The organism is Stappia sp. P2PMeth1 (genome assembly GCF_900185735.1).
In the GTDB taxonomy this organism is placed as follows: Bacteria; Pseudomonadota; Alphaproteobacteria; order Rhizobiales; family Stappiaceae; genus Stappia.
Genome location: NZ_FYAW01000011.1, coordinates 130,903 through 153,403, shown reverse-complemented (window position 1 = coordinate 153,403; position 22,501 = coordinate 130,903). Strand labels below are relative to the sequence as shown.

General features: G+C 67.6%; 25 protein-coding genes. 13 read left to right on the top strand and 12 right to left on the bottom strand.

The window, feature by feature from the left end; all coding sequences use genetic code 11:
- The first annotated feature begins 348 nt into the window (after positions 1-348).
- The 9 genes from P2PM1_RS06655 to P2PM1_RS06615 all read left to right on the top strand — a co-directional run bounded on the left by P2PM1_RS06655 (position 349) and on the right by P2PM1_RS06615 (position 8,551).
- On the top strand, positions 349-795 hold the full coding sequence (locus tag P2PM1_RS06655; protein WP_186398569.1) for a hypothetical protein: 447 nt from the start codon (positions 349-351) through the stop codon (positions 793-795).
- On the top strand, positions 779-2,620 hold the full coding sequence (locus tag P2PM1_RS06650) for an ABC transporter ATP-binding protein (RefSeq protein WP_186398568.1): 1,842 nt from the start codon (positions 779-781) through the stop codon (positions 2,618-2,620). Before P2PM1_RS06655 ends, P2PM1_RS06650 begins: the two co-directional genes overlap by 17 nt.
- A gap of 308 nt (positions 2,621-2,928) precedes the next feature.
- Positions 2,929-3,489, top strand: a complete 561-nt coding sequence (gene petA / locus P2PM1_RS06645) for a ubiquinol-cytochrome c reductase iron-sulfur subunit (protein ID WP_244293017.1) — start codon at positions 2,929-2,931, stop codon at positions 3,487-3,489.
- A gap of 28 nt (positions 3,490-3,517) precedes the next feature.
- Positions 3,518-4,780, top strand: a complete 1,263-nt coding sequence (locus tag P2PM1_RS06640) for a cytochrome b/b6 (protein WP_186398567.1) — start codon at positions 3,518-3,520, stop codon at positions 4,778-4,780.
- Positions 4,781-4,809: 29 nt separating this feature from the next.
- Positions 4,810-5,652 carry a cytochrome c1 gene (locus tag P2PM1_RS06635; RefSeq protein WP_186398566.1) on the top strand — a complete coding sequence of 281 codons (843 nt, stop codon included), beginning with the start codon at positions 4,810-4,812 and terminating at the stop codon, positions 5,650-5,652.
- Positions 5,653-5,780: 128 nt separating this feature from the next.
- Complete coding sequence (locus P2PM1_RS06630; protein ID WP_186398565.1) at positions 5,781-6,656, top strand: S-methyl-5'-thioadenosine phosphorylase; 876 nt, start codon at positions 5,781-5,783, stop codon at positions 6,654-6,656.
- 123 nt (positions 6,657-6,779) lie between these two features.
- Entirely contained in the window at positions 6,780-7,328 is a 549-nt protein-coding gene (locus P2PM1_RS06625) for an adenine phosphoribosyltransferase (RefSeq protein WP_186387207.1), read from the top strand.
- A 59-nt stretch (positions 7,329-7,387) separates the two neighbouring features.
- Positions 7,388-8,014, top strand: coding sequence for a 5,6-dimethylbenzimidazole synthase (gene bluB, locus P2PM1_RS06620; protein ID WP_244301429.1), 627 nt, complete (start codon positions 7,388-7,390; stop codon positions 8,012-8,014).
- Positions 8,015-8,068: 54 nt separating this feature from the next.
- Positions 8,069-8,551 (top strand): GNAT family N-acetyltransferase, encoded by a 483-nt coding sequence (locus P2PM1_RS06615; RefSeq protein WP_186387209.1) that lies wholly within the window; start codon positions 8,069-8,071, stop codon positions 8,549-8,551.
- 9 nt (positions 8,552-8,560) lie between these two features.
- On the opposite strand, the gene P2PM1_RS06610 is transcribed toward P2PM1_RS06615, so the two are convergent.
- From P2PM1_RS06610 to P2PM1_RS06585, 6 genes are all read right to left on the bottom strand, one after another.
- Positions 8,561-9,028, bottom strand: coding sequence for a MaoC family dehydratase (locus tag P2PM1_RS06610; protein ID WP_186398563.1), 468 nt, complete (start codon positions 9,026-9,028; stop codon positions 8,561-8,563).
- Positions 9,025-9,483 carry a MaoC family dehydratase gene (locus P2PM1_RS06605; RefSeq protein WP_186387211.1) on the bottom strand — a complete coding sequence of 153 codons (459 nt, stop codon included), beginning with the start codon at positions 9,481-9,483 and terminating at the stop codon, positions 9,025-9,027. Before P2PM1_RS06605 ends, P2PM1_RS06610 begins: the two co-directional genes overlap by 4 nt.
- A gap of 60 nt (positions 9,484-9,543) precedes the next feature.
- The gene (locus P2PM1_RS06600; RefSeq protein WP_186387212.1) at positions 9,544-9,903 is read right to left on the bottom strand and encodes a hypothetical protein; all 360 of its coding nucleotides are present in this window, start codon (positions 9,901-9,903) and stop codon (positions 9,544-9,546) included.
- Positions 9,904-9,995: 92 nt separating this feature from the next.
- On the bottom strand, positions 9,996-11,096 hold the full coding sequence (gene ychF / locus P2PM1_RS06595; protein ID WP_186387213.1) for a redox-regulated ATPase YchF: 1,101 nt from the start codon (positions 11,094-11,096) through the stop codon (positions 9,996-9,998).
- A 6-nt stretch (positions 11,097-11,102) separates the two neighbouring features.
- Positions 11,103-11,870, bottom strand: coding sequence for an aminoacyl-tRNA hydrolase (pth, locus tag P2PM1_RS06590; RefSeq protein WP_186398562.1), 768 nt, complete (start codon positions 11,868-11,870; stop codon positions 11,103-11,105).
- A gap of 44 nt (positions 11,871-11,914) precedes the next feature.
- Positions 11,915-12,529 (bottom strand): 50S ribosomal protein L25/general stress protein Ctc, encoded by a 615-nt coding sequence (locus tag P2PM1_RS06585; protein ID WP_186398561.1) that lies wholly within the window; start codon positions 12,527-12,529, stop codon positions 11,915-11,917.
- A gap of 393 nt (positions 12,530-12,922) precedes the next feature.
- On the opposite strand from P2PM1_RS06585, the gene P2PM1_RS06580 reads away from it, so the two are divergent.
- From P2PM1_RS06580 to P2PM1_RS06565, 4 genes are all read left to right on the top strand, one after another.
- Positions 12,923-13,516 (top strand): cache domain-containing protein, encoded by a 594-nt coding sequence (locus P2PM1_RS06580; RefSeq protein WP_186398560.1) that lies wholly within the window; start codon positions 12,923-12,925, stop codon positions 13,514-13,516.
- A 186-nt stretch (positions 13,517-13,702) separates the two neighbouring features.
- On the top strand, positions 13,703-14,737 hold the full coding sequence (locus P2PM1_RS06575) for an ABC transporter substrate-binding protein (protein WP_186398559.1): 1,035 nt from the start codon (positions 13,703-13,705) through the stop codon (positions 14,735-14,737).
- A 38-nt stretch (positions 14,738-14,775) separates the two neighbouring features.
- Positions 14,776-15,549 carry an ABC transporter ATP-binding protein gene (locus tag P2PM1_RS06570; RefSeq protein ID WP_186398558.1) on the top strand — a complete coding sequence of 258 codons (774 nt, stop codon included), beginning with the start codon at positions 14,776-14,778 and terminating at the stop codon, positions 15,547-15,549.
- Positions 15,536-16,390: an ABC transporter permease gene (locus P2PM1_RS06565; protein ID WP_186387219.1), complete on the top strand. Its 855-nt coding sequence runs from the start codon at positions 15,536-15,538 to the stop codon at positions 16,388-16,390. The genes P2PM1_RS06570 and P2PM1_RS06565 overlap by 14 nt, the downstream gene beginning before the upstream one ends.
- Before the next feature lie 80 nt (positions 16,391-16,470).
- Here P2PM1_RS06565 and P2PM1_RS06560 read toward each other — a convergent pair whose 3' ends face one another.
- The 6 genes from P2PM1_RS06560 to lgt form a co-directional block, all read right to left on the bottom strand.
- Positions 16,471-17,403, bottom strand: coding sequence for a ribose-phosphate pyrophosphokinase (locus tag P2PM1_RS06560; protein WP_186387220.1), 933 nt, complete (start codon positions 17,401-17,403; stop codon positions 16,471-16,473).
- 238 nt (positions 17,404-17,641) lie between these two features.
- On the bottom strand, positions 17,642-18,160 hold the full coding sequence (locus P2PM1_RS06555; RefSeq protein ID WP_186387221.1) for a hypothetical protein: 519 nt from the start codon (positions 18,158-18,160) through the stop codon (positions 17,642-17,644).
- 98 nt (positions 18,161-18,258) lie between these two features.
- Positions 18,259-19,416, bottom strand: coding sequence for a Xaa-Pro peptidase family protein (locus tag P2PM1_RS06550; RefSeq protein WP_186398557.1), 1,158 nt, complete (start codon positions 19,414-19,416; stop codon positions 18,259-18,261).
- A gap of 2 nt (positions 19,417-19,418) precedes the next feature.
- Positions 19,419-20,189: a peptidoglycan editing factor PgeF gene (gene pgeF / locus P2PM1_RS06545; RefSeq protein ID WP_186398556.1), complete on the bottom strand. Its 771-nt coding sequence runs from the start codon at positions 20,187-20,189 to the stop codon at positions 19,419-19,421.
- Between the two features lie 68 nt (positions 20,190-20,257).
- Positions 20,258-21,376, bottom strand: a complete 1,119-nt coding sequence (locus P2PM1_RS06540) for a class I SAM-dependent methyltransferase (protein WP_244301428.1) — start codon at positions 21,374-21,376, stop codon at positions 20,258-20,260.
- Positions 21,373-22,200: a prolipoprotein diacylglyceryl transferase gene (lgt, locus tag P2PM1_RS06535; RefSeq protein ID WP_186394489.1), complete on the bottom strand. Its 828-nt coding sequence runs from the start codon at positions 22,198-22,200 to the stop codon at positions 21,373-21,375. Before lgt ends, P2PM1_RS06540 begins: the two co-directional genes overlap by 4 nt.
- Between the last annotated feature and the right edge of the window lie 301 nt (positions 22,201-22,501).

Genomic DNA, 22,501 nt, shown 5'->3' with positions numbered 1-22,501 from the left:
GTGGAGCTTCGCCGATCGGCGGACGCCCGTCCGTCCTTAACCCGCAGGTCGTCTCAGGTCGCAACAGCAAGGAGGGAGTGCATGATGGCATTTTGCGCAGTCAAGTTTCGCACCTCCATGTGCGACCTCGCTCCGGTTGCCGGGGCACCAATGACCGGATCTGCGGTGCGCGGCGCTTAGGCCGCCAGCCTTCCCAGCCAGACCCATTTTCCCCTTCGACCCGGCCCCGGCCGGTTCGTTTTCCGTCCCGTCCCGCACGCAATTCACCGATCCGCGGTGAATGCATGGCGTTTGTGTCCGTGTCTGTCGCGGGACATGTCCGATGCCGAGTTCCGCAGGAGCTTACCCATGGACTCCCGTTATCCGCTCGATCCTTTCGCGCGGCCGCAAATCCCGCTGCCGCAGGACAGCGGTCCCCTCGACCGCAGCGGCGGCCGCGACACTGGCAGAGGACGTCTGACCGATGCCGTGCTGGTCGTCGGCGCGGCGGTGGGCCTGACCCTGTCGCTGGCGCTGGCGCTGTTCGTGCCGCAGGCCTTGCTGGAATTCGACCGCCTGGACGCGGTCGTTTCCGCCGGAACCAGCGTGCCCGCCGCGCAGTTCGCCGAACGGCTTTTCACCCTGTTTCTGGGCCTGACGGTGCTTGCCGCCGCCGTGTCCGCGTTCATCCTGTCGGTGCTGATGACACCGGCGGCACAGCAGCCGGTGTTTCCCGCCGGCCGTCATGCGGTGACGCGGCGGGCGGAGCGGACCCGCAGGACGTATGAGGATCTTCGTCATGTTCGCCCGCTTTGAGAAACTCATCGACCCGTTCCGGGAGCAGCCGATCAAGGCGCCCCCGGCCGGGCTTTTCGCCTTCTGCTGGCATTACACGCGGCCGATCTGGCCGATCCTGGTGACCATCTGCGTGCTCGGCGCCGCCGTCGCGATCTTCGAGGTCATGGTCTTCGCCTTCCTCGGCGACCTGGTGAACTGGCTGTCGACGGCGGATCGCGAGACCTTCTTTGCGGACAATGCCGGCCGGCTCGTGTGGATGGGCGTGGTGATCCTGGTGATCATGCCGGTGCTGTCGCTGGCCTGGGAACTGCTGTTCCACCAGGCGTTGCTCGGCAACTATCCGATGGCGATCCGCTGGCAGGTGCACCGCTACCTGCTGCGCCAGAGCATCGGCTTCTACCAGAACGACTTCGCCGGCCGCATCGCCACCAAGGTGATGCAGACGGCGCTGGCGGTGCGCGAGGTGGTGACCCGCGTGCTCGACGTGCTGGTCTATGTGTCGGTCTATTTCGTCTCGGCGGTGCTGCTGATCGGCGATGCCAACATCCGCCTCGCCCTGCCCCTGGTGCTTTGGTTCTTCGCCTATCTGGCGGTGCTGGTGTTCTTCGTGCCGCGCCTGAAGACCCTGTCGCAGGTGCAGGCCGACGCGCGCTCGCTGATGACCGGCCGGGTGGTCGACGCCTATACCAACATCACCACGGTGAAGCTGTTCTCCCATACCGACCGGGAGGAGGACTATGCCCGCTCCTCCATGTGGGAGTTCCTGAAGACGGTCCACCGGCAGATGCGGCTGGTGACGGTGCTCAACACCGTGCTGCACACGATCAATGTGCTGCTGCTGTTCGGCATCGGCGCCATGTCGATCTACCTGTGGCGGGCCGAGGCGGTGACCACCGGCGATGTCGCGGTGGCGGTGGCGCTGGTGCTGCGGCTGCACGGCATGTCGCAGTGGATCCTGTGGGAAGTCTCGGGCCTGTTCGAGAATATCGGCACGGTGCAGGACGGCATCACCACCATCTCGCGCGAGCGGGAAGTGACGGACCGGCCGCAGGCGCCGGCGCTTGTCGTCTCGCGCGGCGAGATCGCCTTCGAGGGCGTGCGCTTCCACTACGGCAAGGAGGCGGGCGTCATCGACCGGCTCGACCTGACGATCCGTCCGGGCGAGAAGGTGGGCATCGTCGGGCGCTCGGGCGCGGGCAAGTCGACGCTGGTGAACCTCTTGCTGCGCTTCTACGACGTGGAGAGCGGCCGCATCCGGATCGACGGCCAGGACATCGCCGAGGTGAGCCAGGCGAGCCTCAGGGCGCAGATCGGCGTGGTGACGCAGGACACCTCGCTGCTGCACCGCTCGGTGCTCGACAACATCGTCTACGGCAAGCCCGGCGCGGGCGAGAGCGAGGCGATGGAGGCGGCCCGGCGCGCCCATGCGGCCGGCTTCATCGCCGGACTGGAAGATCCGGAAGGGCGCAAGGGGCTGCTGGCGCATGTCGGCGAGCGCGGCGTGAAACTGTCCGGCGGCCAGCGCCAGCGTATCGCCATTGCCCGGGTGCTCTTGAAGAACGCGCCGATCCTGGTGCTGGACGAGGCGACCTCGGCGCTCGATTCGGAGGTCGAGGCGGCGATCCAGGACAGCCTCAACGAGCTGATGGCCGGCAAGACGGTGATCGCCATCGCTCACCGGCTGTCGACCATCGCGGCGATGGACCGCTTGATCGTCATGGACCGGGGCCGGGTCGTCGAGGACGGGCGCCACGAGGATCTCCTGGCGCGGGGCGGCCTCTATGCCAGCCTGTGGGGGCGCCAGTCCGGCGGCTTCATCGACAGCGGCCGCGAGGCGGTGTGATTGCTTCCCACACGCCGCGCCCCTCGCGCGGCGTGTGGGGGAAATCGAAGTTGACCACGTGGCCAAAATCGGGCGGCATTGCTGCAATCATTGGGCAAAAAACCGCGACAAAGAGTCGTCTCGTTTCACGATGATCTGGACAAGCGCGGGCAAGGGTGCCAATAACAGCCCCGCTTGGAAAGATGCGGAAAGCCGCATCTGCCGCCCAGACGACGCCTTCCGCCGGCCTTCGTCCCCGTTGTTGCCGGGGCAGGGACGGCGGCGCTTGCCGTTGTCGTCGGGCTTGTAGGTTAAAAGAGGACGCGACCTTGGCACAGCAGGATACGGTCGAACCCACTCGCCGCGATTTCCTCTATATCGCGACCGGTGCGATGGGGGCGGTTGGCGCAGCCGCGCTCGCCTGGCCCTTCATCGACCAGATGAACCCGGATGCGTCCGCCTTGTCGCTGGCATCCATCGAGGTCGACATCTCGGCCATCGACGAGGGGCAGGAAATCAAGGTGATGTGGCGCGGCAAGCCGGTGTTCATCCGCAACCGCAGCGCCCGCGAGATCGAGGAGGCCAATGCCGTCGCGATCTCCGATCTCCCCGATCCCTACGCGCGCAACGCCAACCTTGGCGCCGATGCGCAGGCGACCGATGCCAACCGCGGCGTCGAGGGCCGCGAAGCGCTGATCGTGATGGTCGGCGTCTGTACCCATCTTGGCTGCATTCCGCTCGGACAGGCCGGCGATTTCGGCGGCTGGTTCTGCCCTTGCCACGGTTCGCACTACGACACGGCCGGCCGGATCCGCAAGGGACCCGCACCCGAGAATCTCCTGATCCCGCCGTTCGAGTTCATCTCGGACAACGTGATTCAGATCGGTTGATACGCGGCATTCCAGAGGAGAGGCAGCCATGGCTGGACATTCCAACTACGTGCCGCAGAGCGCGGCGGCGAAGTGGCTCGAGAGCCGCTTGCCGGTCATTTCGCTCGTTCGCGGTTCCTTCGTCGATTTCCCGACCCCGAAGAACCTCAATTACTGGTGGACCTTCGGCGGTATCCTGTTCTTCGTGCTGATCGCGCAGATCGTCACCGGCATCGTGCTGGTGATGCATTACACGCCGAACACCGCGCTCGCCTTCGCCTCTGTCGAGCACATCATGCGCGACGTGAATTTCGGCTGGCTGCTGCGCTACCTGCACGCCAACGGCGCGTCGATGTTCTTCATTGCCGTGTTCATCCACATGTTCCGCGGCATGTATTACGGCTCCTACAAGGCGCCGCGCGAGATCTCGTGGATCCTCGGCGTCGTGATCTTCCTGATCATGATGGCGACCGCCTTCATGGGCTACGTGCTGCCCTGGGGCCAGATGTCCTTCTGGGGCGCCACGGTGATCACCAACCTGTTCTCGGCGCTGCCGCTGGTCGGCGAGCCGATCGTGAACTGGCTGTGGGGCGGCTTCGCGGTCGACAATCCGACGCTGAACCGCTTCTTCTCGCTGCACTATCTGCTGCCGTTCATGATCTTCGGCGTCGTGCTGCTGCACGTGTGGGCATTCCACACCACGGGCAACAACAACCCGACGGGCATCAACCCGAAGACCAAGCAGGACACGATCCCGTTCCACCCGTATTACACGATCAAGGACCTGTTCGCGATCGTGGTGTTCATGATCCTGTTCGCCTACTTCGTGTTCTACATCCCGAACTACATGGGTCACGCCGACAACTACATCGAGGCCGATCCGCTGGTCACCCCGGCGCATATCGTTCCCGAGTGGTACTTCCTGCCGTTCTACGCGATCCTGCGCGCGGTTCCGGACAAGCTCGGCGGCGTCGTCCTGATGTTCGGCTCGATCGCGGTGATGTTCGTGCTGCCGTGGCTTGACACCTCGAAGGTCCGTTCCGGCACCTACCGGCCGCTGTTCAAGCAGTTCTTCTGGATCTTCGTCGCGGTCTGCGTCGGCCTTGGCTATCTCGGCGCGATGCCGGCGGAGGGCGGCTATGTGATTGCGGCCCGCATCCTGACGACCTATTACTTCGCCCACTTCCTGATCATCCTGCCGCTGCTGGGCTTCCTGGAGAAGCCGAAGGAGCTGCCGGCCTCGATCTCGGAAGCCGTGCTCAGCGGCGGCGGCAAGCCGGCCGGTGCGGTCGCGGCGCCGGAAACGAAGTGACACACGGACGGGATTGGGAGTTCTCCTCAATGAAGACGATGATCAAATCCGTGCGTGGCGCCCTGCTGGCCGTGGCGGCTCTGGCAGTCGCCGCGCCGGCCATGGCCGCCGGCGAAGGGCCGCATATCGAGCGGCAGCAGTGGTCTTTCTCTGGCCCGTTCGGCCAGTATGACAAGGCCCAGCTCCAGCGCGGCTTCAAGGTGTACAAGGAGGTCTGCGCCTCCTGTCACGGCGCCAATTTCATGGCGTTCCGCAACCTTGCGGAGCCGGGCGGGCCGGGCTTCACCGAAGACCAGGTCAAGGTGATCGCGGCGGAATACACCGTGATGAAGGGCCCGAACGACGATGGCGAGATGGAGGAGGTCGCTGCGATCCCCTCCGACCGCTGGCCCTCGCCGTTCCCGAACCAGCAGGCGGCGCGCGCCGCCAATGGCGGCGCCTATCCGCCGGACTTCTCGACGCTGGCCAAGGCCCGCGCCGTGGCGAGCGGGTTCCCGGGCTTCATCTTCGACATCTTCACGCAGTACCAGGAGCAGGGTCCGGACTATATCTACAACCTGCTCGTGGGCTATGAAGACGCGCCGGACGACTTGGATGTGCCGGCCGGCCAGTACTACAATCCGAAGTTCATCGCCGGACAGACGCTGGCCATGGCGCCGCCGCTGTTCGCCGATGGCGTCGAGTATACCGACGGCACTCCGACCACGGTCGAGCAGTATGCCAAGGACGTCTCGGCCTTCATGATGTGGGTCGCCGAGCCGAAGCTCGAGGAGCGCAAGCGGATGGGCTTCCGCGTGATGATCTTCCTCATCGTCTTCGCCTCGCTGCTGTACTTCACCAAGAAGTCGGTCTGGCGCGACGTCGATCACTAAGCGACCACGACGAAAATTCTGAACAATCGGCCGCCGGAGCGATCCGGCGGCCTTTTCATGTCCGCCGGGCGGTTGGAACATCGCGGCGGGAATGCTATCGCAACAGGCAGGGCAGAGGAGTTGCGCGGATGGTCAAGGCTGTGCTCGGGGTGATCGGCGGATCGGGTCTCTACGACCTGCCGGCGTTGCAGGACGCGGAGTGGGTGCGGGTCGACAGCCCCTGGGGCGAGCCGTCCGATGCCGTGCGGATCGGCGAGGTGGACGGGCTCAAGGTGGTGTTCCTGCCGCGCCACGGGCGGGGTCACCGCTTCGCCCCGTCCGACATCAACTACCGCGCCAATATCGACGTGATGAAGCGCTGCGGCGTCACCTCGCTGGTGTCGGTCTCCGCCGTCGGATCGCTGAACGAGGCGATGGCGCCGGGCCATTTCGTGCTGGTCGACCAGTTCATCGACCGCACCTTCGCGCGGGCCAAGAGCTTCTTCGGCAAGGGCTGCGTCGCGCATGTGTCGATGGCCGAGCCGGTGTCGCCGCGCCTGGTCGACCATGTCGCGGCGGCAGCGGCCGCGGAGGCGCTGACCTTCCATCGCGGCGGCACCTATCTCGCCATGGAGGGCTCGCAATTCTCCTCGCTGGCGGAGAGCAACCTCTACCGGAGCTGGAACTGCGACGTGATCGGCATGACCAACATGCCGGAGGCCAAGCTCGCCCGCGAGGCGGAGATCTGCTACGCGACGGTGGCGATGGTCACCGACTACGATAGCTGGCATCCCGATCACGGGGCGGTCGACATCCAGTCGATCATCAAGGTGCTGCACGACAATGCCGACCATGCGCGCCAGCTCGTCGCGCGCCTCGCACGCGACCTGCCGCGCGAGCACGAGGCCTGCCCGATCGGCTCGGACACCGCGCTCGAATACGCGGTGATGACGAGCGTGGAGGCGCGCGATCCCGAACTGGTGGCCCGGCTCGACGCCGTCGCCGGCCGCGTGCTCTTCCGCTAAGGGAAGCCGGCGCGGCGAACGAAACCGCTTTGCCGGACCGGCGAATGTGGCAAACTCCCCCACCAAACGGTTGCGCCGTCGCCGGACGGGCAGGCGCGCCGAAACAAGCAAGACGGACGGGCAATGACGACTGAAACGGTCTCGCAGGAGCTGAAGGCGGCGATCCGCACCATCCCGGACTATCCGAAGACGGGCATCCTGTTTCGCGACATCACCACGCTGCTCGGCAACGCGCGCGCCTTCCGCCGGGCGGTCGACGCCTTGGTGCAGCCCTGGGCGGGCGCCAAGGTCGACCAGATCGCCGGCATCGAGGCGCGCGGCTTCATCCTCGGCGGGGCGGTGGCGCATCAGTTGTCGGCCGGCTTCGTGCCGATCCGCAAGAAGGGCAAGCTGCCGCACGAGACGGTGCGCATTGCCTATTCGCTGGAATACGGGCTCGACGAGATGGAGATGCACAAGGACGCGATCCGGCCCGGCGAGAAGGTGATCCTGATCGACGACCTGATCGCCACGGGCGGCACGGCGGAGGCGGCCACCAAGCTGCTGCAGCGGATGGGCGCGGACGTGGTGGCGGCCTGTTTCATCGTCGACCTGCCGGATCTCGGCGGGCGGGCGCGACTGGAAGCCCTGGGCGTTCCGGTGCGCACGCTGGTGGACTTTCCGGGCCATTGAGCGGCGCGGCGCCCCGCGACCCGGCCCGCCGCGCAGACGGGCAAGACGGCGGGACGCCGGTGTTCGACGCGGCCTTTCTCGACGGGTTGCAGGCGCTGTTCGTCTGGCGGCGGGACGTGCGCCAGTTCGACCCGCAGCCGCTGCCCGAGGGGCTTCTGGAGGCGCTTCTGGCGCAGGCGCATCTGTCGCCCTCCGTCGGCAACAGCCAGCCCTGGCGTTTCGTGCTGGTGGACGATCCCGCCCGGCGCGAGGCGGTGCGGGGCAGTTTCCGCAAGGCCAATGCCGACGCGCTGTCGTCCTACGAGGGCGAGCGGGCCGAGCTCTACGCCCGGCTGAAGCTGGAGGGCTTGAGGGTCGCGCCGGTGCAGCTTGCCGTCTTCTGCGACGAGGCGACCGACCAGGGCGGCGGCCTCGGCCGGCGGACCATGCCGGAGATGCTCGCCTATTCCTGCGTCTGCGCGATCAGTACGCTGTGGCTGGCGGCACGGGCGCGGGGCGTCGGCCTCGGCTGGGTGTCGATCCTCGATCCGCAGGAGGTCGCGGCCGCGCTCGACGTGCCGGCCGACTGGCGGCTGGTCGCCTATCTGTGCATCGGCTATCCGCAGGAGGAGCAAGACGAGCCGGAACTGGAGCGCGCCGGCTGGCAGGCGCGGCAGGGGCTCGGCGAACGGCTGTTCCGGCGCTAATGTGGCTGGCGAATATGGCGGGCGCGCCCGCCCGCGCATCACGAGGACCCGACCATGACGGTTACCATTCGCAGCAAGACGGAGGACGACCACGCGGCGGCGGTCGAACTGCTGACCCGGCGATGGACCAGCCCGGAGATCCTGATCGAGGGCGAGATGATCGACGCCTCGCGCCTGCCCGGCTTCATCGCGGTGGATGAAGCGGGCGAGATCGTCGGCCTTGTCACGCTGATCCAGCGCGAGCGGGAATGGGAGATCCTGACGCTCGATTCGCTGAACCGCTGGGGCGGCGTCGGCACCTTGCTGCTCAAGGCGGTGGCTGGAGCCGCGGTCGAGAACGGCATCCGCCGGCTGCTGGTGCGCACCTCCAACGACAATCTCGACGCCTTCCGCTTCTACCAGCGCCGCGACTTCCGGCTGGAGAAGGTGGTGCCCGGCGCGATCGACGAGGAGCGCAAGCTCAAGCCGGAGATCCCGGCGCTCGGCGAATACGGCATCCCGATCCGCGACGAGGTGGTCTTCGCCCGCCGGCTGTAGCGGCGGCGCTCAGGCAGCAGGACGGCGGGCGACCAGCACCTTGCCGGTGAAGGAGAACACCGTCACGCCGTCCTGGTTGACGCCCTCGTTGCCATGGATCAGCAGGCCCCATTGCGGCCGCGTGCGCATGTCGCGCTTCTCCAGCAAGGTCGAGCTGTAGGAGATCGTGTCGCCGGCATAGACCGGGCGGATCCACTTCAGGTCGGTGAAGCCGGGGGAGGGGCCGAGACGCGAGGGCGTGCCGAGCCTTTCGCAGTCGGCCCGGATATGGGCGACCATCAGCTTCATCCAGACGGAGGCGGTGTGCCAGCCGGAGGCGCACAGGCGCCCGAAATGGGTCTGCGCCGCCCCCTCATCCGACAGGTGGAAGGGCTGGGGATCATAAGCCTGCGCGAAGCGGACGATCTCCTCCGGCGTAAAATGATGGCTGCCGAGCTCGCGGCGCTCGCCGACGACCATGTCCTCGAACCAGGTCATTGCGACACCTCCCGCCTGCCGAAGAGGATCTTGTTGCGCTGGGTCATGACCGGCGTTCCGGTCTGGTCGGTGACGGTGAACAGGAAGTCGACCATGCCGAGATCCGGGCGGGAGTTGAGCACCCGGCTGGAGATGACCTCGGCGCTGGCGGTCAACACGTCGCCGGGGCGGACGGGGCGCATCCACCGCACTTCCTCGACGCCGGGCGAGCCCTTGCCGCTCGAATTCAGCAGGAGATTGTCGCACAGCAGGCGCATCAGCATGGCGATCGTGTGCCAGCCGGAGGCGGCAAGGCCGCCGAGCAGGGAGGCTTCGCCCGCCGCATCATCCAGGTGAAACGGCTGGGGGTCGAACTCGGCTGCGAAAGCGATGATCTCTTCGCGGGTGACGGTTTTCGAGCCGAGCGCAATGGTCTCGCCCGGCTCGAAATCCTCAAAGCTTCTGAACGTGGTCATGACGCCGATCTATACGCAGCCGGACGCCGCTGTCGAGAGCCTCCGGCCGCGCGTCGACGCTCAGTCGTAATAGATCTCGTTGTCGTCGAGATAGACGTTGCTGGCCTCGCAGATGTCGATGTCGATCGGATCGTCGAGCACCTCGCCGCCGCTCTCCGCGAGCCAGCCGACCCGGAAGGTCTGGGCGCAGGAGCCGCTGTCGGCGGTGAACTCGGCGCGCGCAGACTCGTCCGGGCGGATCGGCTGGCTGAGCCAGTTGCTCGACCAGCCGCTGCCGTCGTTGGTGTAGAAGCCGACGACGGTGTTGTCGTCCGTGTTGTTGTAGATCTGGAAATAGCCTTCCGAGCCCGTGCCCGCGAGGGCCGTGGACGCGCAAAGGAACAGCGCCGCCGAAGCGGCCGCGAGCATGCGATGGGACATGCGGTTTTCCTCAGGAGAGGCCGCCACGACGGCGGCGGCCGGAAGACTAATCCGGCCTTGGGAAAAGCGCGAGTCGCTTCGCGCGGCCGCCGTCAGGTGTTGAACTTGAACAGCAGCACGTCGCCGTCCTTGACCACATATTCCTTGCCTTCGTCGCGGGCCTTGCCCGCTTCCTTGGCCGCCGTTTCGCCGCCAAGGGTGACGAAATCGTCGAAGGCGATGGTCTGGGCACGGATGAAGCCGCGCTCGAAATCGCTGTGGATGACGCCGGCCGCCTGCGGCGCCTTGGTGCCCTTGCGGATCGTCCAGGCGCGGGCTTCCTTCGGGCCGGCGGTGAAATAGGTGATCAGGTCGAGCAGGTCGTAGCCGGCGCGGATCAGCCGGTCGAGACCCGGCTCCTCGAGACCCATGGTCTCCAGATACTCGGCCTGTTCCGCATCGTCGAGCTGGGCGATCTCGGACTCGATGGCGGCGGAGATCACGACGCAGGCGGCGCCTTCCGCCTCGGCCATCTCGCGCACCCGCTCGGACTGGGCATTGCCGGTGGCCGAGCAGGCTTCCTCGACATTGCAGACATAGAGGATCGGCTTGGTGGTCAGCAGGTTGAGGCCGGCGAGGATCTTGCGCTCGTCCGGGCCCGACACGTCGAGCAGGCGCGCCGGCTTGCCGTCGCGCAAGAGCTCCAGCGCCCCTTCCATGATCGGGATCACCGCCTTGGCGTCCTTGTCGCCGCCGGTCGCCTTCTTCTTCAGCGGCGCGAGACGACGCTCGAGGCTCTCCATGTCGGCGATCATCAGCTCGGTCTCGACGGTCTGGGCATCGGCGATGGGATCGATGCGGCCCTCGACATGGGTGATGTCGTCATCCTCGAAGCAGCGCAGCACATGAGCGATGGCGTCGACCTCGCGGATATTGGCGAGGAACTGGTTGCCGAGGCCCTCGCCCTTGGAGGCGCCGCGCACCAGGCCGGCAATGTCGACGAAGGTGAGACGGGTGGGGACGATACTGGCCGACTTGGCGATCCGGGCGATATCCTTCAGGCGCGGATCCGGCACGGCGACCTCGCCGGTGTTCGGCTCGATGGTGCAGAAGGGATAGTTCGCCGCCTGGGCCGCCGCGGTCTTGGTCAAGGCGTTGAACAGCGTGGACTTGCCCACATTCGGCAGGCCGACAATGCCGCACTGGAATCCCATCTCGTCTCAGTCCTTCTTTCCAAACATGCGCGCGAGCTGCTCGGCGAGCCCCGTCTTGGGCGTACTGGTCTTGGGCGTACTGGTCTTGGGCGCACCGGTCTTGGGCGCGCTGTCGCCGCCGCGCCGCGGCAGCGGCGGATTCGGATCGCGGGAGGTGCCGCCCACGCCCGCGCCGGGCTCCTTGCGGGGCTTCTGCGGCTTTGCCGGGGCGAGCGCCAGATGCAGCCGGTTGCAGAATTCCGAATGGTGGCCGCCGGCCAGCAGGCCGGCCTCCGCGGCGATCTTGTCGAGCAACGGGTCGAGCCAGTCGGCGTCGACCTTGGCGAAATCGCCCAGCACATAGGCGGTGACGCGGTCCTTGTGGCCGGGATGGCCGATGCCGAGCCGCACGCGCGAATACTCCTTGCCCAGATGGGCGTCGATCGAGCGGATGCCGTTATGGCCGCCGCTGCCGCCCCCGACCTTGGTGCGAACCTTGCCCGGCGGCAGGTCGAGCTCGTCGTAGAGCACGATGACGTCGGCGGGCGCGAGCTTGTAGAAGCGGGCGGCGTCGCCGACCGCACGGCCGGACTCGTTCATATAGGTCTGGGGTTTCATCAGCATCACCTTCTCGCCGTCGAGAAGGCCCTCGCTGACATCCGCGTGAAAGCGGCTCCGCCACGGGCCGAAGGTGGAATTCCGGCCGTGGATCGCGTCCACGGCCAGAAAGCCGATATTGTGGCGGTTGCGGGCGTATTTCTCGCCCGGATTGCCGAGGCCGACGATGAGGCGCATGGGAACTCCCCGTCACTTCTCCGCGCCGGCCGGCGAGCGGGGGCTCAGCCCTCGCTCTCCTCCTCGGCACCGTCTCCAGCCGAACCGGCACCGCCGCCGGGAGCGGCGATCGTCGCGATGGTGAAATCGCGATCGGTGATGGTCGGGGCGCAGCCGGCCGGAATGGCCACGGCCGAAATGTGGATCGAATCGCCAACCTTGGCCTTGGCGAGATCGATGACCAGCGCGTCCGGAATGGCGTCGCCGGGCACGGTCATCTCGACCGTGTGGCGCACCACGTTGAGCACGCCGCCGGCCTTGATGCCCGGGCACTTCTCTTCGTTGACGAAGTGGACCGGCACGTCGACGGTCAGCGTCGCGCCCTTGGACACGCGCAGGAAGTCGACATGGATCAGGTCGTCGCGGACCGGGTCGAGCTGGTAGTCCTTGGCGATCACGCGGTGCGCGACGCCGTCGACCTCGATGGTGCCGAGCTGGGTCATGAAGCCGCCGCGGTGCAGGGCGATCGTGGACTCCTTGATCGGAATCGCGATCGGCAGGGCAGCTTTCTTCTCGCCGTAGATCACGGCGGGGACGAGGCCTTCACGGCGAAGTGCGCGAGCGGCCCCCTTGCCAACCCGATCCCTCACCGAAGCCTTCAGCACATAGCCTTCAGCCATGGTAGTTCTCCTTGATGTCTCGTGAAAGGGGAGGGCATTGTCGCCTCGATGCGGCATGCCGACCCGATGCGCCGCCTCCAGGGGTGCAGGTGCGCGCGGCTGCTATAGCCGAAGGCGCGGAAAAGGGCAAGCGCGGGCGGGGTTTTCGCGGAAAATGCGCTGCCATTGCGGCAGGCTGCGCGTGTGCCCGCCGGCCCGATTACTCTGCCGCAACGTCAATTTCAGTGCAAGGCCGGGGCCGAGCCGCTTGCATGTTGCCGTCAAAGCGGATTTCTATGGCGGCATCGCCGCAAGGAAGGTGCGAACCTGCGCTTTCCCCATGAGAGTCTGGTCCGGATAGGGTGCGCCCGCGCACCGGCCGGTGCGGCGGACCGGGCAATGATGGGGGGGATCATGCTGACCAGGGTTTTCAGGCTGATGGCGGTTTCGTTGCTCGCGGCGGCCTTGGCCGGTCCCGCGCAGGGCACCGGCCTGAATGTCTTCGAGAGCGATCTCGCCGTGCTGGCAAGGACGCGGCTTGCCGAGGTGGCCCGGTCGCCGCGGGTGATCGCGGCGGTGCGCGAGCAGAACCGGCAGACCGCGCAATACACCCAGGAGCAGATCACCGAGCTCGACGAGCAATGGATAAGGGAGGCGGAAAGCGGCAGCCACGGCCTGCTCATTGCCGGTGTGCTGGACCACGAGGTTTCCCGCTATCTGGCAAGGCTGCAGGACGACAGCCAGGGGCTGTTCACGGAAATCATCCTGATGGACGCCGTCGGACTCAATGTCGCGGTCAGCCGGGTGACCACCGACTACTGGCAGGGCGATGAGGACAAGTGGCAGAAGACTTTCCTCGCCGGGCCGCACAGCCTGCATATCGGCCCGCTGGAGGAAGACCTGTCCACCCACACCGTGCAGAGCCAGGTGAGCCTGCCCGTCGTCGACCCGCAGACGGGGGAGCCGATCGGGGCGCTGACCTTCGGGATCGATGTGGAAGAACTGTAGGCCCGCCGCTGCGATCAACGATAAGACCCTGCACAGATTGACAAGTCGGGCCGGCTGCGGTCACCTGCGCCGGCACATTGCCGCCCCGCGTCGCCGCTCGACAGGGTTGCGCCGGCAGGCAGGGAACGTCCGCGAGACGGACACAACAGGACCGGCGCGGACGACCGGCCATATCGGGAGGGTGCCATGAAGGCTTTGACCAAACGCGGATTCGTGAAACTGGCGGCGGCTGCCGGCATTGCCGCCGGCGTGAGCCTCGCGCCGCTGGCCAGCGCCGTCGCGGCCGACAAGATCACCGTCGGCGCGCTGCGCTTCACCTCGCATGCGCCGAGCTTCATCGCCTTCGAGCGCGGCTATTTCGCCGAGGAAGGCCTCGACGTCACCTTCGAGTATTTCCAGGCGGCGCAGCCGATGGCGGTGGCGATCGCCTCCGGGGATGTCGACTTCGGCATCACGGCGATTTCCGGCGGCCTGATCAACCTTGCCGAGAAGGGCGCGATCAAGGTGGTCGGCGGCGGCCTGCAGGAGGAGCCGGGCGTCGACGGGCAGATGATCCTGGTGTCCAAGGCGGCCTATGACGCGGGCGTGACCTCGCCGGCGCAGCTCAAGGGCAAGAGCTTCGGCATCACCCAGACCGGGTCGTCGTTCCACTACATCGCCCACAAGATCGCCGACAAGGAAGGCTTCGACCGCTCGGAACTGACCCTTCGGCCGCTGCAGAAGGTCGGCGCGATCATCGGCGCGCTGAAGACCGGGCAGATCGACGCCTGGGCGATCGTCCCGCATATCGCCAAGCCGCTGGCCGAGGGGCCGGAGATCGAGGCGATCGGCATGGTCGCCGACTATATCCCGGCCTATCAGGTGACCACGGTCTTCACCTCGACCGCCAACACGGTGGACAAGCCGGACCTGGTCAAGCGCTTCCTTGCGGCCTTTTCCAAGGGCGCGGCCGACTTCAACGCGGCCTTGATCGACAAGACCACGACCGAGGAAGAGGCCGAGGCGCTGGTGCAACTGCTGCACAAATACGTCAACAACGACGAGCCTTACGAGAAGGCGGCGCCCTCGATCCGCAGCGGCGCGATGCGCGTCAACGAGGGGGCGAAGCTGAACATGGCCTCGATCGCCGACCAGCTCGCCTGGTTCCAGTCGGAGAAGCTGGTCCCCGCGACGGTGACGATGGAACTGCTGGTCGACCCGTCCTTCGTCGAGACGGACTGACGCCCGGCCGGGCGAAGAACGGGCAAGGAACGCAGCCGATGGATCTCCTGCTGCGCGGGATCACGCATCGCTACGGCGCGACCGAGGTGCTGAACGGCATCGACCTCACGGTCAGTGAGGGTGAGATCGTCTGCATCATCGGTCCGTCGGGCTGCGGCAAGTCGACCCTGCTGCGCTTCATCGGCGGGCTGGAGCGGCCGGACGAGGGCGAGGTTCTGCTGTCCGGCGAGGTGCCTGCCGGGTCGCTCAACCCGCTGACCTATGTGTTCCAGGACTTCGCCCTGCTGCCCTGGCGCAGCGTCGAGGCGAATGTCTCCTTGGTGCTGGAGGACCATCCGCTGTCCGCAGCGGAGCGCGAGACGATCGTCGCCGACGTGCTGGAGCGCACGGGGCTGTCCGATTTCCGCAAGGCGCTGCCGCGGCAGCTTTCCGGCGGCATGAAGCAGCGCGTCGCCATCGCGAGGGCGCTCAGCGTGCGCCCGGCGGTGATGCTGATGGACGAGCCGCTGTCGGCGCTCGACAGCCAGACGCGCGAGCTGCTGATGGACGACCTCGTCGCCCTGTGGCAGCGCGAGCGCTTCACCGCCTGCTACGTCACCCACAATCTGGCCGAGGCGGTGCGCCTCGGCCACCGCATCGTCGTGCTGTCGCGCCGGCCGGGACGCATCCGCACCATCGTGGAGATCGACCGCGATCTCGGCGCGCGCGAGGCGGGCGATCCGAAGCTCGATGCCGTGCAGCGCGAGCTGTGGCAGCTCCTGCGCGACGAGGCGCGTGCCGCCGACAGGGAGATCGCCGATGACGTCGCTTGAGCAGTCGTCGCTTGACCAGACGTCCGGCGGCCGGGCAGCCGGGGAGCAACGCGAGGGTCTGCGCCCGGTTCCCTATCGCGGCGGCGGTTTTCGCCCGGTGCCGATCCGGCTGATCGGGCCGTTCGTGTTCCTGGCGATCGTCGCGCTGTGGGAGGCGGGATCGCGCAGCGGCGTGATCAGCAACCTGGTGCTGCCGGCACCGAGCGAGGCGTTCGAAGCTTTCAGCTATCTGGTCGAATCGGGGCAGCTCTGGCGGCATCTGTCGGCCTCGCTGCAGCGCCTCGTCATCGGCTGGACGCTCGGCACCGCCCTCGGCATCACCGTCGGGCTCGCCATCGGCCTGTTCTCGCTGGCCCGCGCCGGCCTGTTGCCGCTGGTCTCGGCCCTGTTCCCGATCCCGAAGATCGCCCTCTTGCCGCTCTTCGTGATCTGGTTCGGCATCGGCGAGGGCTCGAAGGTCGCCACGATCCTGTTCGGCACGTTCTTCCCGACGGTAATCGCCACCTATGGCGGGGTCGACAATGTCGACCGCACCCTGGTGCGCATGGGCCAGTCCTTCGGCCTGTCCTGGCGCTCCATCGTGCGCAAGATCATCCTGCCCGGCGCCATGCCGGCGATCCTGTCCGGCTGCCGGATCTCGGCGTCGATCGGCATCATCCTGCTGGTGGCGGCCGAGATGATCGGCGCCGAATACGGCGTCGGCGCCTATATCCTGATGGCCGGCAGCCTGTTCGCCACCGACCAGTTGCTGGCCGGCGTCGCGATCCTGTCGATGCTCGGGCTGATCGTTAGCTGGCTGATCGGCCGGTTGGAGCGCTGGCTGCTGGCCTGGCGCGGCTGATCGGCGTTAACGGGCAAAAGCAGAAACGCCCGGAGCCATGCGGCATCCGGGCGTTCGAGAGGCATGGCCCTGGCTGGCGATCAGCCGAAGAGGCTCGACACCGACTGTTCGAGCGCGGTGCGCGAGATCGCCTCGCCCATCAAGGGGGCGATCGAGACGGTGCGGATGTTCGGCGCGGCAAGCACCGCGGCGGTCGGCTCGATGGAATTGGTGATGACCAGTTCCTTGAGCTTCGACGAGGACACGCGCGCGACCGCGCCGCCCGACAGGACGCCATGGGTGATATAGGCGGTGACCGACTTGGCGCCCTGGTTGAGCAGCGCCTCGGCGGCGTTGCACAGGGTGCCGCCGGAATCGACGATGTCGTCGACGAGGATGCAGTCGCGGCCCGACGGATCGCCGATGATGTTCATGACTTCCGACTCGCCAGGCTTGTCGCGGCGCTTGTCGACGATCGCCAGCGGTGCGTCGATGCGCTTGGCGAGCGCGCGGGCGCGCACCACGCCGCCGACATCCGGCGAGACGACCATGACGTTGTCCGTCGAATAGCGCTCCTTGATGTCGCGGGTCATCACCGGCGCGGCGAACAGGTTGTCGGTCGGAATGTCGAAGAAGCCCTGGATCTGGCCGGCGTGGAGATCCAGCGTCAGCACGCGGTGGGCGCCGGCATGGGTGATCAGGTTGGCGACCAGCTTGGCCGAGATCGGCGTGCGGCCGGAAGCGCGGCGGTCCTGACGGGCATAGCCGAAATAGGGCACGACGGCGGTGATGCGCTTGGCGGAGGAGCGGCGCAGCGCGTCGATGACGATCAGCAGCTCCATCAGGTGGTCATTGGCCGGAAAGCTGGTCGACTGCAGGACGAAAACGTCCTCGCCGCGTACGTTTTCCTGCAGTTCGACGAAAATCTCCTGGTCGGCGAAACGGCGCACCTGACACTTTGCCAGGGGCGCCCCGAGATAGGACGAGATTTCCTCTGCAAGCGCGCGATTGGAATTGCCCGCGACGATCTTCATGGCCCGCAAGTCCTTTCTTGGGTCCGCCGCCGCACGGGGAACGCAGCGCCGGTACGACAGGGTCACACGGTGGTCTGTCTGGTCTTCTTTCGTGGCCTAGGTCGAAGCGCGGCAGGCCAGACCGGAGTCCGGCATCGGCGAGCCTTCCTCCAACAGGCGGCGGCGTTTTAACAACGCGTCCCGCCTTGCACAACCGGCCAGTGGGCCTGCCGGCAAATTTTCCCGGATCGCGGCGCGCTCAGCGGCGCAGCCAGGCGGCGAGTTCGGCCACCGAACGGCGGGCAGCCCGGTTGAGCGCGGTGTCGTCGACGCCGGACCAGGGATCGCCGGACGAGCCCGGCGCCGATTCCTGGCCGAGGATCCGGTGCAGCCTGTTGCCGCCGGCGTCGACGATGTCGAACACATAGAACAGCGTCGTCTGGGACTGGTCGCCGGACGCGGAGAGATAGCCGTTGATGCGATAGGTCGCCGGAGCTCCGACCCGGCGCACCAGGCGCAGGTTCTGCTCGCGCGCCTCGGTGCCGATCTGCCGCGACAGGGCATCGGCGATGTTGCCGGGAGCGCCGGTGAAGGGTTCGAAGGCGAATGTCGCCTGATCGGCCGGAACGCTGGGCACCGGCCGGCTCGCCGCAGGAGCGCTCGCGCCGGAGATGGAGGCCGATGGCGTCGGATCGCCGGCGCAGGCGGCCAGCAGCAGCGCAAGCGCCGGCACGACGGCTCGCAGAGCGGATTTTCTGGTGAGGTGGAACGCGCTCATCTGGCCTTGCTGGTCCCCGTGTCCGTCGTCGGTGCTTGCCCGGTGGCCATGGACGGCACCCGCCTGCCGCCGGTCATGGCTCCGTTCGGTTTCTTCGTTTAGCCCGCCTTGACCGGCAGGTCGAGGGGGAGCTTGGAAAGACACTCCGCGCCGCCCTCGTGCGTCAGGTAGGTCTGACCGAGCGACATGGCGGCGCCGCTGTCCGAATCCATCAGGATCATGTGGGTGAAGACGACCATGCCCGGCACGATGCGGGCCGGATTGCCGCGATAGGCCATCGGCCAGTCCATCCAGCTCGGCGCGAAACGCGCACCCAGCGAATAGCCGCAGGCGTTGAGCCGGTGGGCACCTTCGCCGCGCGCGTCGATCTCGCGGGCATGGGCCTCGAAGACCTCGCCGAAGGTGCGGCCCGGCACGAGGCACTCCTCGACCGCGGCAAGCGCGGCACGAGCGGCTTCATAGAGGGCGACATGCCGGCCGGTCGGCTCGCCGACGATCACCGTGCGCATGGCGGCGACATGATAGCGGCGGAAGGCGCCGGCCCATTCCAGGGTCAACTGGTCGTTGCGATCCAGCACCCGGCGGCCGCTCTGGTAGCGGCATAGCAGGGCTTCGGGCCCGGAGCCGATGATGAACTCGTTGCCCGGATAGTCGCCGTCGCCGGCAAAGACCGCGCCCTGCATGGCGGCGAGGATCTCGCCCTCGCGCGCGCCCTCCCGGATCAGCGGCAGGGCGGCCTCATAGGCGGCATCCGTCAGGCTGGCGGCACGGCGGACATAGGCGATCTCGGCCGGCGACTTGACCGCGCGCAGGTGCTGGACGGTCATCGATGCGTCTTCGAGGCGCGCGACATCGGACATCAGCGTCGCGATGTCGATGGCGATGCGCCCGGTCATGCCGTGGGTGTCGTATTCGACGCCGATGCGGGCGCCGCCGAGGCCGAGCTCGGCGATGAGGTCGCGCAGTTGCAGCACGGGCGAGGCGCCGTCGCGGTCCTCCCACACGCGGATGTCGTCGACGATCGAGGTGAGCTGCGCCTGGCGCAGGTCGGCGGAGCGGGTCAGCAGGACGATCCGCCCGTCACAGGTCACCACCATCGACTGGAAGAAGCAGAAGCCGAACGTGTCGTAGCCGGTGAGCCAGTACATGCTCTCCTGGGCGAAGAGCAGCAGGGCGTCGTGGCCGGTCTCGGCCATGCGGGCGCGAAGGGCATCGAGGCGGGAGGCGTATTCCTCCCGCGTGAAGGCGAGCGACATGATCAGCTTTCCGAAAGGGTGATTGCGGAGACGAGGCGGCCGTAGTCGGGCTCGCCGCGATGGGTGGCGCGGCGGTAGGAGAAGAACAGCTCCTCCTCCGCATAGGTGCAGCGGTCGAGACTGGCGGCGGTGGCAACGCCGGCGGCATCGAGCCGGGCAAGAATGTAGGCCGGCAGGTCGAACAGCGCATGGCCGGCCTTGTCGGAGGGCGAGAAGAAGCGCTCGTTCGCCCCGTCGGCATCGAGGAAGCGGGCGCGGAACTCCTCGCCGACCTCGTAATTCGCGCCGGAGATGGTCGGGCCGAGCACGGCGATCACCCGTTCGTTGCGGGCGCCGAGCCGCTGCATGGCGGCAAGCGTCGCCTCCAGCACGCCGGTGAGGGCGCCGCGCCAGCCGGCATGGGCCGCGCCGACGACGCGGGCCTGCGGATCGGCGAAAAGCACCGGGCCGCAATCGGCGGTGGAGATGGCGAGCGCAAGGCCCGGGCGGTCGGTCACCAGCGCGTCGCCGCGCGGCTGGGCGCCCGGCTCGAAGGGCGCATCGACCACGATCGCATCCGGCGAATGGTGCTGGTAGGGCGACAGCAGCGCGCCGGGAGCAACCCCGAGCAGGCTGGCGACGCGGGCGCGGTTTTCCGTGACGGCGGCGCGCTCATCCTTCGAGCCGAGGCCGATGTTGAGCGAGGCATAGAGGCCGCCGGAGACGCCGCCCCGCCGGGTGAAGAAGCCGTGCGAGAGACCGGGAAGGGCGGAAAGATCCGGGGAGGTGAGCATGGGCCTGTCGGACTGTTGCGTGGCGGGCGGGATGTTCGCCGGGATGGTGGTTTGAAGCGGGGCGGCTGTCAAACGCCATCGAAAAGCGGCAGGACGACGTCCGGCCCGGCGACGGCCAGCACCTTGAAGAGCTCGCCCATTTCCTGCGGCGCGGCGAGCCGCTCGACCTCGCCGCGGATCCGCTCCTGCTCCTGCGGCGAACGGCCGGCGCCGACCTGGCCGGCCCGTTCCAGCAGGCCGAGGCCGAGCAGGAAGTCGCCTTGCGTCGTCAGGGCACGCGGGCGCAGTCCGCCTGCGCGGGCAGCGCGGGCCAGCGCCTCGAAGTTGACATGGGCGGTGAGATCGGCGCGGCCGGGTTCGGCAAGCACCTCGACAGGGCGATGGGCGCGCAGGGCCTGCAGCGTGTCGCCGGGCGCGGTGCGGGCGTAGCCGTAGTCGATGGCGAGCAGGAGGCCGCCCTGGCGGGCGATGCGGGCGCCAAGCTCCTCCATCAGCGCATTGGCAAGCGGCTGGGTTTCCAGGATCGTGCCCTCGGCGGCGCCCGCAAGGCCGGCCGGCAGCTCTGCCGCATCGAGGCTGCCGGTGCCGGCGACAAAGCGCAGCGCGCCCTGTTCGTCGAGCCCGACGGCCCGCTCGCGCCAGCCTTGCGCGGTTCGGACATATTGGCGGATGGGGAGGGCGTCGAAGAACTCGTTGGCGACAACGACCAGCGGCGCGTCTTCCGGAAGATCGGCGATGCGGTCGTGCCACCGTGCGGTCGCCGAGGCATCTCCCAGGGTGGCGCGCTGGATCTCGCGCAGCCGCCGACTGGTCTCCACGAGATGCAGCGAGGCCGCCTCGCGGAACGCGGGGCGCAGGGCGGCGACGCGCAGCATGTCGGCCATCAAGGTGCCGCGGCCGGGGCCGAGCTCGACCAGATGAAAGGGGCGCGGGCTGCCGAGCGCCGCATGCGCCGCGACGGCCCAGGCGCCGACCAGTTCGCCGAAGAACTGGCTGACTTCCGGCGCGGTGATGAAGTCGCCATCCGCCCCGAAGGGCTCGGCCCGCATGTAATAGCCGTGCTCGGGGTCAGTGAGGCACAGGCCCATGAAGTCGAAGACCGACAGGGGGCCGCCGGTCTCGATCAGCGCGCGAATGCGCGCGCCGAGCGGCCCCGTGCCGGAAGGGAAGGCACTGCTCCGGCTCACGCCGCGCGATCCGCCGGCGGGTTGCGCAGGGCGCGGGCGATCGCCCACAGGCCGGCGGCGATCATCGGCAGCGACAGCAGGATGCCCATGGTCAGGCCCGGCCCGAGATAGCCGATATGCGCGTCCGGCACGCGGAAGAACTCGACGAAGGAGCGGGACAGGCCATAGCCGAGCGCAAAGACGCCGGCGACAAGGCCCGGCCGCCGGAAGCCGCCGCGCAGCAGCACGATGCGCGCGACGACGAGCAGCAGCAGCCCTTCGAGCGCTGCCTCATAGAGCTGGCTCGGGTGGCGAGGCTCCGGCCCGCCATCGGGAAAGACGAAGGCCCAGGGCACATCCGTCACCCGGCCCCACAGCTCGCTGTTGATGAAGTTGGCGATGCGCCCGAAGAACAGGCCGATGGGCGCGACGGCGCCGGCAAGGTCGAACAGGGTCCACAGCGGAATGCCGCGCCGCCAGGCGAAGAGAACCATGGCGAGAACGACGCCGAGGAAGCCGCCATGGAAGGACATGCCGCCCGACCACACCTGCAGGATGTCCAGCGGGTTCTGCAGGTAATAGGCCGGTGCGTAGAACAGCACATAGCCGAGCCGCCCGCCGAGGATCGTGCCGATGGTCGCATAGACGACGAAATCGTCGATGTCGGTCAGGGAGGGGCGCGGCGTGCGGCCCCACAGGTCGTCGCGGGCGACCAGTGCGCGCATGTAGCGCCAGCCGAGCAGCAGGCCGGCGATATAGGCGAGCGCGTACCAGCGGATCGCGAAAGGACCGATCTCGATCAGCACGGGATCGATGGCGGGAAAGGGCAGGGCAAGGATCGGCATGGGGGCTCCGGCTCGCCGGCGGACCGGCAGGACATGCGGCGCGACGTTGCCGGTCCCGGCCGCCTGCGTCAAGGCTGCGGCGATTTCTCCTCACCAGTGTGGCGAATGTGAAATGCGCTCCGGGTTGCTGCCGGAACAGACGCATCTCAGATTCGAAAACCACAATGGAAACATACGCTTGCCGGTCATCTGCTTTGAACCTGACGTTCCTTCGGTGCCTGCTGCAAGATGTGGCGAACTTCAGGTTCGGATGACTGGGGTGTTTCGCCGCGCAGAAAAGCGCACTACCTAGGAGAAAGTG